Origin of the sequence: Microbulbifer agarilyticus (genome assembly GCF_020171345.1) — a bacterium.
GTDB classification, from domain to species: Bacteria; Pseudomonadota; Gammaproteobacteria; order Pseudomonadales; family Cellvibrionaceae; genus Microbulbifer; species Microbulbifer agarilyticus_D.
Genome location: NZ_JAIUZM010000001.1, coordinates 1,175,295 through 1,188,097, shown reverse-complemented (window position 1 = coordinate 1,188,097; position 12,803 = coordinate 1,175,295). Strand labels below are relative to the sequence as shown.

At 59.0% G+C, this 12,803-nt stretch carries 14 protein-coding genes; 8 read left to right on the top strand and 6 right to left on the bottom strand.

Annotated features, from left to right (window positions below; all coding sequences use genetic code 11):
- The first annotated feature begins 163 nt into the window (after window positions 1-163).
- From ftsE to LCM31_RS04905, 6 genes are all read left to right on the top strand, one after another.
- Window positions 164-847 carry a cell division ATP-binding protein FtsE gene (gene ftsE / locus LCM31_RS04930; protein ID WP_010132065.1) on the top strand — a complete coding sequence of 228 codons (684 nt, stop codon included), beginning with the start codon at window positions 164-166 and terminating at the stop codon, window positions 845-847.
- Window positions 831-1,829, top strand: coding sequence for a permease-like cell division protein FtsX (ftsX, locus tag LCM31_RS04925; protein WP_224868020.1), 999 nt, complete (start codon window positions 831-833; stop codon window positions 1,827-1,829). The genes ftsE and ftsX overlap by 17 nt, the downstream gene beginning before the upstream one ends.
- Window positions 1,830-2,179: 350 nt before the next feature.
- Window positions 2,180-3,034: an RNA polymerase sigma factor RpoH gene (gene rpoH, locus LCM31_RS04920; RefSeq protein WP_010132063.1), complete on the top strand. Its 855-nt coding sequence runs from the start codon at window positions 2,180-2,182 to the stop codon at window positions 3,032-3,034.
- 266 nt (window positions 3,035-3,300) lie between these two features.
- Window positions 3,301-3,678: a DUF423 domain-containing protein gene (locus LCM31_RS04915; protein WP_224868018.1), complete on the top strand. Its 378-nt coding sequence runs from the start codon at window positions 3,301-3,303 to the stop codon at window positions 3,676-3,678.
- A gap of 222 nt (window positions 3,679-3,900) precedes the next feature.
- On the top strand, window positions 3,901-4,638 hold the full coding sequence (trmB, locus tag LCM31_RS04910) for a tRNA (guanosine(46)-N7)-methyltransferase TrmB (protein WP_224868016.1): 738 nt from the start codon (window positions 3,901-3,903) through the stop codon (window positions 4,636-4,638).
- 89 nt (window positions 4,639-4,727) lie between these two features.
- Window positions 4,728-5,555 (top strand): outer membrane beta-barrel protein, encoded by an 828-nt coding sequence (locus tag LCM31_RS04905; RefSeq protein ID WP_224868014.1) that lies wholly within the window; start codon window positions 4,728-4,730, stop codon window positions 5,553-5,555.
- 29 nt (window positions 5,556-5,584) lie between these two features.
- Here LCM31_RS04905 and LCM31_RS04900 read toward each other — a convergent pair whose 3' ends face one another.
- On the bottom strand, window positions 5,585-7,498 hold the full coding sequence (locus tag LCM31_RS04900; protein ID WP_224868012.1) for an ATP-binding cassette domain-containing protein: 1,914 nt from the start codon (window positions 7,496-7,498) through the stop codon (window positions 5,585-5,587).
- A gap of 85 nt (window positions 7,499-7,583) precedes the next feature.
- Between LCM31_RS04900 and LCM31_RS04895 the strand changes: the two genes are divergently transcribed.
- Window positions 7,584-8,153: a TIGR02444 family protein gene (locus LCM31_RS04895; RefSeq protein ID WP_224868010.1), complete on the top strand. Its 570-nt coding sequence runs from the start codon at window positions 7,584-7,586 to the stop codon at window positions 8,151-8,153.
- Here the strand turns inward: LCM31_RS04895 and LCM31_RS04890 are convergent.
- The gene (locus tag LCM31_RS04890) at window positions 8,150-9,112 is read right to left on the bottom strand and encodes a histidine kinase (RefSeq protein ID WP_224868008.1); all 963 of its coding nucleotides are present in this window, start codon (window positions 9,110-9,112) and stop codon (window positions 8,150-8,152) included. The genes LCM31_RS04895 and LCM31_RS04890 overlap by 4 nt on opposite strands.
- Before the next feature lie 527 nt (window positions 9,113-9,639).
- Here LCM31_RS04890 and LCM31_RS04885 point away from each other — a divergent pair.
- On the top strand, window positions 9,640-10,428 hold the full coding sequence (locus LCM31_RS04885) for an FKBP-type peptidyl-prolyl cis-trans isomerase (RefSeq protein ID WP_224868006.1): 789 nt from the start codon (window positions 9,640-9,642) through the stop codon (window positions 10,426-10,428).
- A 130-nt stretch (window positions 10,429-10,558) separates the two neighbouring features.
- Here the strand turns inward: LCM31_RS04885 and LCM31_RS04880 are convergent, their stop codons facing one another.
- From LCM31_RS04880 to LCM31_RS04865, 4 genes are all read right to left on the bottom strand, one after another.
- A complete protein-coding gene (locus LCM31_RS04880) occupies window positions 10,559-11,026 on the bottom strand; it encodes an Rsd/AlgQ family anti-sigma factor (RefSeq protein WP_077407709.1) in 468 nt (155 codons plus the stop codon).
- 116 nt (window positions 11,027-11,142) lie between these two features.
- On the bottom strand, window positions 11,143-11,901 hold the full coding sequence (locus LCM31_RS04875; protein ID WP_224868005.1) for an LrgB family protein: 759 nt from the start codon (window positions 11,899-11,901) through the stop codon (window positions 11,143-11,145).
- Window positions 11,891-12,298 (bottom strand): CidA/LrgA family protein, encoded by a 408-nt coding sequence (locus tag LCM31_RS04870; RefSeq protein WP_224868003.1) that lies wholly within the window; start codon window positions 12,296-12,298, stop codon window positions 11,891-11,893. The genes LCM31_RS04875 and LCM31_RS04870 overlap by 11 nt, the downstream gene beginning before the upstream one ends.
- A gap of 13 nt (window positions 12,299-12,311) precedes the next feature.
- Window positions 12,312-12,803, bottom strand: a complete 492-nt coding sequence (locus tag LCM31_RS04865) for a disulfide bond formation protein B (protein ID WP_224868001.1) — start codon at window positions 12,801-12,803, stop codon at window positions 12,312-12,314.

The following is a 12,803-nucleotide window of genomic DNA, read 5'->3' as shown; positions in this document are numbered from 1 at the left end:
GGTAAGGCTTTGCGAGACCGTCTGCGGCCAGGACGGCCGCAGCCGAGCCCCCATGGATGGGTTTACGGCGTGTCTCGCAAAGCCTTACCGGCTGGCGGCACCGCCTCGGTGTCTGAAGCTGCTTTCGGATCCGCAAAAGACAAAGAACAACAAAAACGCGCTCATGATCCAGTTTGATAACGTCAACAAACGCTACGAGTCCGGCCAGGATGCGCTGGGGCGTGTCAGTCTGGAAATTGATCGCGCCGAGATGGTGTTCCTGACCGGCCACTCCGGCGCCGGCAAAAGCACCCTGCTCAAACTCCTCACCGCCATCGAGCGCCCCACCCGCGGCAGCATCATCGTCGGCGGCCAGAACCTCAACCGCCTACGCAATAGCCAGATTCCCTACTACCGCCGCAACCTCGGCATTGTGTTCCAGAACCACCAGTTGCTGTTCGATCGCAGCGTGTTCGACAATGTCGCCCTGCCGCTGTCGGTCTCCGGCTGCAGCCGCCGCGAAGTGGGCCGCCGCGCGCGCGCCGCGCTGGACAAGGTCGGCCTGCTGCACAAAGAGAAACAGAATCCCATCGTGCTCTCCGGCGGTGAACAACAGCGCGTGGGTATTGCCCGCGCGGTGGTGAACAAGCCCGCTCTGCTGGTGGCGGATGAGCCCACCGGTAACCTGGACCCGAAACTGTCCGAGGAAATCATGGGACTGTTCCGGCAGTTCAATGCGGTGGGCACTACCGTGCTAATTGCCAGCCACGACCTCGAATTGATTGCGCGCATGCGCCAGCGAGTGCTGACGTTGCAGCAAGGCCAGTTGATCTATGACGGATACCCAAGCCGTGAACCAGCGTACTAAGCCCGCCGCCAACCCACCCGAACGCAGCCGCGCCGCGGGTGCGGTGACCGCGCGCACCGGCGTTGGCGACCGCTTCAGCAGCTGGACCAACCACCACCGGGAAATGTGGCGCGAATCCTGGGCGCGTTTCTTTGCCTCACCCATGTCCAGCGGCATGACCGCGCTGGTGATTGCCATTGCCCTGGCCTTGCCCGCGGCACTGCAGTTGGGACTTACTAACTTCCAGAAGGCCGTGGCTGGCTGGGATGGGCAGCCACAGATTTCCGTATTCCTGCACAAGCGCGCCCGCGAGAACGCGGTGCAGTCGTTCGCCGATGACTTGCGCGGGGACCCGCTGGTAGCGGGGGTGACGTATATCTCGCCGGAGCAGGCGCTGGCAGAATTCCAACAGTCCTCCGGCCTTGGGGATGCGCTGCTTGGTATGGACAGCAATCCGTTGCCAGCGGTACTGCTGGTGCGCCCGCGCGGCTCCGATACAGCCTCACTTGAGACGCTGGCCACCCGCTTGCGCGACAGCGCGATGACAGATTCCGTGGTGCTGGATATGGCCTGGGTGCAGCGCCTGGCGCAGCTCACCGAGCTGGGGCAGCGCATGAGCATGGGGTTGGCACTGTTGCTGGCGCTGGGGGTGTTGCTGGTGGTGGTAAACAGCATTCGCCTGCATATCGAAAGTCGTCGGGATGAAATCCTGGTGGTGAAGCTGGTGGGCGCCACGGATGCATTTGTGCGCCGTCCGTTCCTGTACACGGGCCTGGTGTATGGCCTGGTCGGCGGTCTGATTGCCTGGTTGCTGGTAAGCGGTGGTGTATGGCTGCTGGCGGGGCCGATTAGCGGGCTGGCAAACCTCTACGGCAGTGGTTTCCGCCTCGATGGCCCCGGGTTTACCTATCTGATTGGGCTGGCCGGCGGCGCCGCGCTGCTCGGGCTTACCGGGGCCTGGTTGGCGGTGGCGCGACATATTTCTGCGATTCAGCCGCGCTAACGCCCGATCTGACCGCCATTTATCTCGTCTCATCGGCCCTTTGTGTCGCTTGACCGGGCAGTCTGCAAAGATTGGTAAAGCGCAGGCGCGCCCCGGAACTTCTGCTGTGGATAACCGCTCTAATCTCCCGTATTTCAAGGGCTGGCACGCGATCCCGGCCACCTCCATACGGGGTTCCATTTCCCGTTGCGAGTGCTACACTGTGGCCGACTTTGCTCTCTCGGTGCCGCTTAAAGACTGATCAGTCCAGGGCCGAATGGAGCAGCCGCCGCAAACTACTGGTCCCGGTAAGAAACAGTCCGGGCAGCAAGTGCCAAGCGGGGCAATAAGCGATACGAGGAGAATCCTGAATGGGAACCAGTTTACAGCCGATTCACACACTGTCACCGGGCGCCAATCTAAACGCCTACATCCAGACAGTGAGCGGCTTTGAGGTACTCTCTGCCGAGGAAGAAAAGAAGCTCGCGGAAGACCTCTACTACCACGAAAATCTCGAGGCAGCCCGTCAGTTGGTTATGTCTCACCTGCGCTTTGTTGTGCACATCGCCAAATCCTACTCCGGTTACGGCCTGAACCAGGGCGACCTGATTCAGGAAGGTAACGTGGGCCTGATGAAGGCGGTGAAGCGTTTCAACCCGGAAAAGGGTGTGCGTCTGGTGTCCTTTGCGGTGCACTGGATCAAGGCGGAGATTCACGAGTTCATTCTGCGCAACTGGCGCATCGTTAAGATTGCGACCACCAAGGCGCAGCGCAAGCTGTTCTTCAACCTGCGTGGCCAGAAGAAGAAGCTGGCGTGGCTGACCAACGACGAAGCCAAGCGTGTGGCGCAGGAGCTGAATGTCGATGTGCAGCATGTACACGATATGGAAGGCCGTTTGGCGGCGCACGATGCGGCGTTTGATGCCGGTGTGGATGACGACGAAGATTCCGCGTGGCAAGCTCCGGCGCACTACCTGGAAGACCGCCGTTACGATCCGGCCACCATGCTGGAGCACGATAACTGGCAGGAAACCAGCGTAAACAACCTGACTGCTGCGATGGATCAGCTGGACGACCGTAGCCGCGACATCATCGAAGCGCGTTGGTTGAGTGAGTCCAAAGCGACCTTGCACGAGCTGGCCGACAAATACGGCGTTTCTGCTGAGCGTATTCGCCAGCTTGAAAAGAACGCCATGAAGAAAGTCCGGGTGGCGATGGAGGCCTGATAGCCTTCTCACTGACCGGATTGAAGAACCGCGCTACTGGCGCGGTTTTTTCGTATGTGGGTTGCTCGGTTTAGTGGTATTCAGTTTAAAAGCGAGCTTGGTGGCGGGGAGGCACCGGGTGCTGCTTTTTGAAACCGCTGTGAACCCATCCATGGGCGCTGCGGCGGCGACGTCCCTGTCGCCGACGCTTTCAAAAAGCAGCACCCGGCACCTCCCCTTCGCAGCGACCCCTGTAATTCGATTGCCGATTGGAAAGGAAAACCCTGATGGCTAAATTGTATTTATTGCTGGCCGCATTTTTTGGTGGCACCGGCGTTATCCTCGGCGCCTTTGGCGCTCATGGGCTGCGTGACAAGGTCGCGGAAAATCTATTGGAAGCCTACAAAACCGGCGTGCACTATCAGATGATACACGCGCTCGCACTGATTGCCGTGGCTATTTTGATCCAGCAAATTGGTGCAAAAACCTCACTGATTGTGAGCGGCGCGCTTTTTGCGGTTGGCATTTTATTTTTCTCAGGCAGCCTTTACGGCCTGACCTTTGGTGGACCGAGAATCCTCGGACCAATCACACCACTTGGTGGCACATTGATGATCGGAGGCTGGATAGCCCTGTTTGTCGCCGCCTTAAATTATTCAAAATAACCACCAACCCAAGGTGGTAAGAACACAGAAACATGAATTGAAGGCCAAGTGCCGGGTATAAGTTTTCAGAAGCGTCGGCGACAGGACGTCGCCGCCGCAACGCCCATGGATGGGTTCACAGGGGGGCGCCTAGCCTGGTTCTGAAAACGTATACCCGGTGCTTGACCGCCCTAGAACTTGCTACGACGCACTCGAAAAAAGCTACGTAGCCCAGAGGTAAAGATGCAAGAAGAGCCAAACAACGAACAAGTGGGTGAGGAAGAAGAATTTCCCTACCGCACCGAGTTCAAAAAGAAATCCATCCGTAGCTACGTGATCCGCGGCGGGCGTATGACCGAAGGTCAGCGCAACGCGTTTGATAACTACTGGGGCACGTTTGGCCTGTCTCTTTACGACGGCGCGATCAACCCGGCAGAGGTTTTCGGTGCCGAGGCCCCTGTGGTATTGGAAATTGGATTCGGCATGGGCGATTCCCTGCTGGAAATGACCAAGGCCGAGCAGGATAAACACTTTATTGGCATCGAAGTGCATCCACCGGGTGTCGGCCGTCTGATTAACAATGCCGGCAAGGAAGAGGTCAAAAACCTGCGCGTGTATATGGCCGACGCCATCGACGTGCTGAACGACTGTATTCCCGACGCCAGCCTGGATCGTTTCCAGCTGTACTTCCCCGATCCGTGGCACAAGAAAAAGCACAACAAGCGCCGTATCGTGCAGCCCGAGTTCGTGAAACTGCTGTGTAGCAAGCTCAAACCCGGCGCGCTGATGCACATGGCCACCGACTGGGAAAACTACGCCGAGCAAATGCTCGAAGTGCTCGAAGCCGAGGACATGCTGGAGAATGCCGCCGGTAAAGGGCAATACGCCCCGCGCCCGGAATTCCGTCCGCAGACCAAATTCGAGCGCCGCGGTGAGCGTCTTGGCCACGGTGTGTGGGACCTGCTGTACAAAAGAAAATAAGCCGACAATATAGCGAGCCGCGGGGGAAATGGGCCGCGGTTCGCTGTGCTATCTTGTGTCTACCGGTAAATGGATGCTCCGGAGCAACAATGACAACAAGCCCCACCACCGCCCGCAAATTCCTGCGCACGCTGCTGCTTGGCGGCGCCCTGCTCCTGTCCAGTGGCCAGGCCGTGTCCGATGCGGAAGGCACCCTCAACCTGTATCTCAATGGCGGCTATTACTGGTTTGACGACCAGCGCCTCGATGGCACCCCCTACTTCGGATTTGAGCTGGACGATCGCGCCGGTGGCGGTATCGGCTTTGGTTACAACGTTACCGATCGCTGGGCTCTTGAAGGGGTTTACAACTACTTCAGCGTCGACGTGCAGGATACGTTTGAGGATGTCGAGGTGCAGAATTACCATCTCGACCTGCTGTATCAATTTGCCGGACGCTTTTGCGGTAACTACGACTGGCAGCCCTATGTGGTGGCGGGGATTGGCGAGTTGCGTATCGACGAGGACACTTTCGGCTACCCGTTTGACTGGTACCGCCGCCAGACCATGGTCAACTTTGGCATGGGCGTGAAGTACCGTCTCCACCCGCGCTGGCAAGTGCGCGGCGATGCACGGGGGTTCCAGGGTGTGGAAGAAAGTGGGCTCGACGCCTATGTGAGTATGTCGATCGGCTACCAATGGGGCGAGGACCCGGTGGCAATTTACGATCGCGATGGTGACGGCGTCTATGACGACGCCGACGAATGCCCGCAGACACCGCCAGGTATCGATGTGGATGTTCGCGGCTGTCCCATCGACACCGATGGCGATGGCATACCGGACTATCTCGACCTCTGCCCGAATACGCCCATGGGCATGGCGGTCAATGAAGATGGCTGCCCGCGCGAAGGCTACGACCCCTACGAAATGTCGAAATAGCCGCGCAGGGGTCGTATCGGGTCAGCGTGTTAACTACCCGAGCGCGCTGCCTCCAGTGCCTCGGAGACTTCCAGCCACGCCATTTCCAGTTCTTCCAGGCTTTCCCGCGCCTCGCCCTGCGCTTTGGTCAATTGGGTAATTTCATCCTGGCGGCCACCGCTGTAGAGATCTTCATCCGCGAGTTTCTCTTCCAGCCGCTGTACTTCCTTTTCCGCCTTGGCCATCTTCTGCTCGATACTTTTGAGCTTGTTGGTCAACGGCTTGAGTTGCTCGCGCAGGGCTGCGGCCGCGCGCCGCTGGGCCTTCTTGTCTTCGGCGGGCTTGTCGTCGGTACTCGGCGCGTCATTTCCGGACTGACGTTTTTCTTCACGCTTGAACGCCAGCAACCACTGTTTGTAATCATCCAGGTCGCCGTCGAAGGGTTCGGCGCGGCCGTCTGCCACCAGAATAAACTCGTCAGTGGTGTTCGCCAGCAGGTGGCGATCGTGCGATACCAGAATGACCGCCCCCGGGAACTCCGCCAGCGCCAGCGTCAGTGCATGGCGCATTTCCAGGTCCAGGTGGTTGGTCGGTTCGTCCAGCAGCAACAGGTTGGGTTTCTGCCACGCCAGCAGTGCCAGCGCCACGCGGGCTTTTTCACCGCCGGAAAAACCGCCCACCGGTTCGAATACCCGGTCGCCGATAAAGCCGTAGCCACCCAAAAAGTCGCGCAGTTCCTGTTCGCTGGCATCCGGCGACAGCCGCTGTACGTGCAGTATGGGTGAGGCCTTGGAATCCAGCGCTTCCAGCTGGTGCTGGGCAAAGTAACCGATCTTCAGGTGCTCGCCGCACTGGCGCTCGCCACTGAGCAGCGGCAGCTCGCCGGCGAGGGTTTTGATCAGTGAGGATTTACCGGCGCCGTTGGGGCCCAGCAGGCCGATGCGTCGACCGGGCTGAATGCCCATTTCCACGCGCGGCAGAATGGTTTTGTCGGGGTAACCGATTTCCGCCTCGCGCAGATCCACCAGTGGGTTGGAAACTTTCTCGGAAGCCGGCAGGCGGAAACGGAATGGTGAGTCTACATGCGCCGGGGCGATCTCGGCCATGCGGTCGAGCGCCTTCAGGCGGCTCTGGGCCTGCTTGGCCTTGGTCGCCTTTGCGCGGAAGCGACGCACGAAATCTTCCATATGTGCGCGCTGGGCCTGCTGCTTCTCGTATTGAATTTGCTGCTGTGCCAGGCGCTCGGCACGGGCCCGCTCAAACGCGGTGTAGTTGCCGCTGTAGAGTACCAGATCCTGCTGTTCGAAGCTGATAATGCCGTCCACCACCGCGTCCAGGAAATCCCGGTCGTGCGAGATGATTAGCAGGGTACCGGGGAAGCGTTGCAGCCACTGCTCCAGCCACAGGGTGGCATCCAGATCCAGGTGGTTGGTGGGTTCGTCGAGCAGCAACAGGTCAGCCGGGCACATCAGTGCGCGCGCCAGGTTTAAACGAATACGCCAGCCACCGGAGAAGCTCTGCACCGGACGCTGCTGATCGGCATGGGAGAAGCCCAGGCCATCCAACAGCTGCGCGGCGCGCGCCGGGCCCGAATAGCCGTCGATTGCGGCCATGCGCTCGTGCAGTTCGCCAATGCGCTTGCCGTCGCTGCCATCGGCCTCTGCGGCTTCCAGCGCCTGCTGTAGCTCGCGCAGGCGGTGGTCACCGTCCAGCGCGTAGTCCAGGGCGCTGCGGTCACTGGCCGACACCTCCTGGGCCATATGCGCAATTTCCCAGCCCGCCGGGACTTCGACACTGCCCGCGTCGCTCTCCTGCTGCTTCAGCAACATCTTGAACAGGGTGGATTTGCCGCAGCCGTTGGCACCGATGATGCCGACCTTGTGGCCGGGGAAGATGCGGCAGCTGGCGTCGTTGAGCAGGTCGCGCCCGCCCACTTGCAGCGACACCCCTTGCAGATTGATCAATGGAAACCTCTTTGATTTCGCGCGATATTGACTAGGCTATCCCCATAACAATGTCGTCGCATAACAATTTCGCCGGGATTCTATCGTGACAGAAACCGCACCTCCATCACCGCCGCACTCTCCGTCAAATTCGCCTTTGCAGAACCCCCTGTGGGATTTCAGTCTCGAGTTTTATCGCCAGCCGTCGGTGGCCGACTTCCTGCTGGAGTGTCAGGACAGCAAAGGGGCGGACGTATGTCTGATGTTGTGGGCCAGTTACACCTGCGCCTGTGGTCGCCAACTGAGTCACGAAAGCTGGCGAGTGGCGGATCGGGGGTTGGCGCCGCGGCGTCGCATGATCAATACCGTGCGCAACCTGCGCCGCTTTGTAGGGCGTATTAACAAGCAGAGCCGGCTATACGAATGGTGCAAGCGCAATGAGATTCGCATGGAGCAGCGCCAGTTGGCCGCGTTGTGGAAGCTGAATGGAGAAACCTGGCCGGAGACGCGCTCACCGCTGGCGTTGGCCGGAGAACAATATGGTCTGATGCAAAAAGATCAGGCCCGCTGGGCGGGCCTGATCGATGCCTATAGCTCTCAAGATGCCTATAACGCTAGCACGCGTGCAGCAGGCTCAGGCTTGGGCAATGAAGGAGCCGGTGATCGCACAAGTTAGCTCTTGTGCTTGTGCTCCTCAGGGCCGTAGTGCGGATTTTCCTCAGTGGAAAACAGGCTCTTGGCCGGCGTGCTTGGGGTGATGCTTGGGGTTACCGGGGTCGCGGCCGCAGCGCTGGACTCGGGTACCATTGGTTTCGGTTCGGGCTTCGGCTCTGATGTTTTGCTCATTACCGGTGCCGGAGATGCGCTTACTGGAGCGGCTGCGGGCGCGGCTGCGGGCGCGGCGGCTGGCGCTGGCTGAGCGGCCGGTTTCGCGGCGGCGCCGTTAGATTTGTCTACTGCAGGCTTTTTTGACGGCTTCTTCGGTGCGGCCTTTTTGGCGGCTGGCTTAGCTGCAGGTTTTGCGGCGACCTTCTTGGTTGCGGCTTTCTTCGGTGCAGCTTTTTTAGGGGCTGCTTTTTTCGCTGTCGCTTTCTTGGCTGGGGCTTTCTTGGTTGCCGCCTTCTTCACTGTGGCCTTTTTGGCTACAGCTTTCTTCTCGGCGGCCGGCTTGCTAGCAGTCGCTTTCTTGGCTGCCGCTTTTTTCTTTTTCGGCTTGCTCGCGGCCTGCACTTTTTTGGCCGCCGCATCACCGGCTTTCTTCACGGCTTTTGCAGTCTTGTCGGACAGCTTGGCGGCTGCGGCAGCGGCCTTGCTTCCGCTCAGCGCTACCATGGCTTCCTTGGCAAGCTTTTCTACCTTGGCCAGCGCAGACTTGGCTGCGTCGGCTTTCTTCTTGGCAGAGGCCTTGGCGGCCGGGGTCTTTGCCTTGGCGCCGGCAGCGCGGGCAGTCGCGACTTTGGCTTTGGCCTTGGCTACCTGAGTCTTGGCCTTGTCGGCATCTTTCGTGGCTTTCTTCAGGGCCTTATCGGCATCGGCCACTTCCTTGGCTCGTGCTTTTTCAATTTGGGTGGCGATCTTGGCGATCTGTTTTTCAAGAGCGTCAATGGAAACAGCGGCTTTGCGTTTGGCGGCCATGATTCAATATCCTGCGGTTGGAACGGGTTGTGAAAATCGTTATTAAAAGGGGGCCCCGATGACTCTCCCCAAGACATCCCCCAAGATATCTCGGTGTGACAGAACCACCTCTCTGCCGGAGAAAAAAGTCGAGGTCTAACGCTGATAATAGCGCTGTTATTTGCTTCGTGCATCCCTGCAGCACACAGGATTTTTTAACTTTTTAATAACTGCGGCATAAGGCTTTCAAATTTCCAGCATACCCTCAGCCCGAATTGCGCCTGTCAGCAAAATGAAACAACCGCGAAGAATCGCTGTCCGATGCAGCGAATGCGATAAGAGTATGGTGGTGTGCAGGTCGTTCGCGCATGGGTTAGACTTGCCGTTCGCTGCGGTCCGGCTTGCGATACTGTGATCTGCCGCACAATGCACCTGGGTGTCAGGGTGTACAACAGCGGCATAGGCAGGGAATACAGGACCTGCTCGATTAATACCGGTGCTCGCCATCGCTATTTACAATGTTTCACGGAAATAAAGAGACAACTCTCATGAATAAAACTTCTTTGGCTGCTGCGATTGCGTTGGGTATTGCACTGGTCGGTTGTAACAAGCAGGAGTCTGCCGGTTCTGCAGACGTCAAACTGGAAACCCAGGAGCAGAAGGTCAGCTATATCATCGCTGAAGATATGGCTAACCGCCTCAAGAGCCAGGAAGTCGCCCTGGACCCGTCAATTGTTGCCATGGCGCTGCAAGATGTCGCTAGCGGTCGCGAGTCCCGCCTGAGCCAGGAAGAAAAGCAAAAAGTGATCCAGGTATTCCAGGAAAACATGCAGGCCAAGCAAAAAGAGCTGATGGAGAAGCAGGAATCTGACTTCAAAGCGTCGGCGGATAAGAACCTGGAAGAAGGTAAGAAGTTCCTGGAAGAAAACGCCAAGAAAGACGGCGTACAGACCACCGATTCCGGCCTGCAGTACAAGGTGATTACCGAAGGTACCGGACCGAGCCCCAGCGAAACCAGCGTTGTTGAAGTGGACTACAAGGGCACGCTGATTGATGGCACCGAGTTCGACAGCTCCTACAAGAACGGCAAGCCGGTTCAGTTCCCGGTGAATGGCGTGATCAAGGGTTGGACCGAAGCACTGCAGCTGATGAAGCAGGGCGCGAAATGGGAGCTCTACATTCCTTCTGAGCTGGCCTATGGTCCGGGCGGTGCCGGTGGTCTGATCGGCCCGAACGCGACCCTGATTTTTGAAGTGGAGCTGCATAAGGCCGACGCCAATAGTGACGAAGCTGCTGCAGAGAAAGAGGCGGTTGAGGAAGATCAGGGAACCGAGTAATCGCACATCGGTTACCAAGTTGCGCGGTTGCGCGCTGATCAAAAAAGGGGCCTGCGGGCCCCTTTTTTATTACTGACGCATTTTGGTGCGTAGAGTTATTTCACGTGCTGGTACACACGAGATAGTGTGATCAGGCCAGCTGGTTTTTGTGCGCGGTGTGCAGGGTATCGATCATGCGGTCTTCCGCGGCAAAACGGGTTTCCAGCGCGACGCCCAGCTCTGACAGATCCTGTACCAGCGCACTGAGGTCATCGGTTTCCTGGTACTTGTCGTTGAAGTCGACAGCGACATCGGTGGTGCCATCAATCTCCCGGTACAGCGCTTTGGCCTGCTGTAACCCTTCGGTGTCACCAAAGGCCTGGCCTTCCTGTATCAACTGATCGTAGACCTCAAAGTGGCCGGCCGAGACATAGTCCACCAGCTGCTGGCACAGGGTGCGGACACTGGTCTCCGCGGCCTTGTCGCCATCGGAAAACTCCTTGTGGTCCGACAGCTGGCAAAAGCTTACCAGCAGCGCCTGACGGGATTGCAGCCAGCGGTCAATAATCTGGCTGACGCCGCCCCAGCGCTCTTGCGCATTCTTACAGTTCTCCAACATCTCCAAGTTTCCTTTTGTGTCTTTTACAACTGCTCATACGAATGTAGAAGCTTCTCCCGCCGTGGGCAAGGCGGGCGCCGGAAAAAAACTGGAACGGGACGGACGTCTGGTTTTTGCTAGGCCGAGGTGAGAACCGGTAACAGCAATGCGGTCAGCGCGCCGCACAAACCCATGGCCAGTGCGGAAAAGGCGCCGCACAGGGCGCTGACCTCCAGGGCGCGTACGGTGCCGATGGCGTGGGCGTTGATGCCGAGGGTGAAACCGGTAACCCGTTCGTCGTGGACACCCAGCAACCGCATAAGGGAGGGACCAAACACCGCGCCGACAATCCCGGTAAAGGCCACCACGCCCGCGGCGAGGCTGTGAATACCGTTCATCTGTTCGGTGAGTGCGAGGGCTACGGGCGTAGTCACGGACTTGGTGGCCAGCGCAACCAGTACCATGTGACTGCCACCGAGCAGTAGTGCGATGACCACCGCGACCAGTGGCGCCAGCACGGCGCCCACTAGCAGCCCAAGCATCAGCGGCCAGCCCGCGCGCCGTACCATGACCAGATTTTGTTTGAGGGGAATGGCGAGGGCGACCACCGCGGGGCCCAGTAACAGATACAGTAAGCCGCTGCCCTGCTGATAGCCGGCAAAGTCGACGCCGAGCAGCAATAGCCCCGCAAACACCAGCAGGCTGCCGCCCACCACCGGGTGCAGGATTGGCGTACCGGTGCGTCGGTAGATTTTCAGTGCCAGCCAGAAGCCCGCGATGTTCAACGGCAGTATCACCAGTGGGTGGGCAGCGGATAGCGGTTGCAGAAAACCACTCGCAACCTGCTCCAGCTGGGACAGCCACTGTAACCACAGGTTGCGCATTTCACTGCCCATGATCACCTCGGCGGCGGGCGCGTCGCTGAATCAGGTGGTTTAACAGCAGTGCGGTGAGCGTCAGGCTGATCAGAGTGCCGATCACCATCGCCGCAATCAGCGCAAACCAGTCGCCGCCAGAGAGGTCCCGTAGAAAATAGATGCCCACAGTGGCGGGCAGCAAAATCAGTACCAGCAGACGCAGTATCTGCTCAGCCACCATGCCCAAGCCATAGGGCACGCGCCCGTAGAGCATCAGTACAAGCAGCAATAGCAGCATTCCCAGTACCGGACCGGGTACCGACAGCGACAAACTCGCGGCCAGCGCGCGACCGGCGAAGTCAAACGTCAGCAGTAGTCCCGCGCCCAGCAACCAGTGCAGTGCTTTGCCGGGCCACGATTTCGATTCGGAGGGCATGGTGAAGGTTCGGTCAGCCCTTGCGGAACGCCTGCCACAGGCCAAACAGGATCAGGCCCACAAAGCCCACCGCGGCCCATCCGGGAATGGACAGCCCCAGAAAGGTCCAGTGCACCTCGGCGCAGTTGCCGTCGCCGGTCAGCAGGGTTTTGATCACTTCGGCCATGGGGAACACTTCGACCATGTAGCTGATACCGGGGCCACACGCCGGTACTTCGTCTTCCGGCAAGCTCTGCAGCCACAGTTGGCGGCCGGAGAAGTAGAGGCCACCCAGTGCCCACAGGGAGACGACAAATCCGTAGATGCGGCGGCCGATACTGGCAGGGTTGTGCAGGAAAGCTATCAGCGAGGTGATGCCGACACCGAGGAACATGACCCGCTGGGTGATACACAGTGGACAGGGTTCGAGGCCCATCGCGTATTCCATATAGAACGCCACACCGAGTACGAATATAACGGCGAGGAACATCAGTAAAAACGTGGTGCGCGGGCTTGGCAGGGTCAT

Coding starts and splice junctions, on each gene's coding strand:
- ftsE (WP_010132065.1), top strand. CDS start 164: ATGATCCAGTTTGATAACGTCAACAAACGCTACGAGTCCGGCCAGGAT.
- rpoH (WP_010132063.1), top strand. CDS start 2,180: ATGGGAACCAGTTTACAGCCGATTCACACACTGTCACCGGGCGCCAAT.
- LCM31_RS04915 (WP_224868018.1), top strand. CDS start 3,301: ATGGCTAAATTGTATTTATTGCTGGCCGCATTTTTTGGTGGCACCGGC.
- trmB (WP_224868016.1), top strand. CDS start 3,901: ATGCAAGAAGAGCCAAACAACGAACAAGTGGGTGAGGAAGAAGAATTT.
- LCM31_RS04905 (WP_224868014.1), top strand. CDS start 4,728: ATGACAACAAGCCCCACCACCGCCCGCAAATTCCTGCGCACGCTGCTG.
- LCM31_RS04890 (WP_224868008.1), bottom strand. CDS start 9,112: ATGGCCGCCAAACGCAAAGCCGCTGTTTCCATTGACGCTCTTGAAAAA.
- LCM31_RS04885 (WP_224868006.1), top strand. CDS start 9,640: ATGAATAAAACTTCTTTGGCTGCTGCGATTGCGTTGGGTATTGCACTG.
- LCM31_RS04880 (WP_077407709.1), bottom strand. CDS start 11,026: ATGTTGGAGAACTGTAAGAATGCGCAAGAGCGCTGGGGCGGCGTCAGC.
- LCM31_RS04875 (WP_224868005.1), bottom strand. CDS start 11,901: ATGGGCAGTGAAATGCGCAACCTGTGGTTACAGTGGCTGTCCCAGCTG.
- LCM31_RS04870 (WP_224868003.1), bottom strand. CDS start 12,298: ATGCCCTCCGAATCGAAATCGTGGCCCGGCAAAGCACTGCACTGGTTG.
- LCM31_RS04865 (WP_224868001.1), bottom strand. CDS start 12,803: ATGACCCTGCCAAGCCCGCGCACCACGTTTTTACTGATGTTCCTCGCC.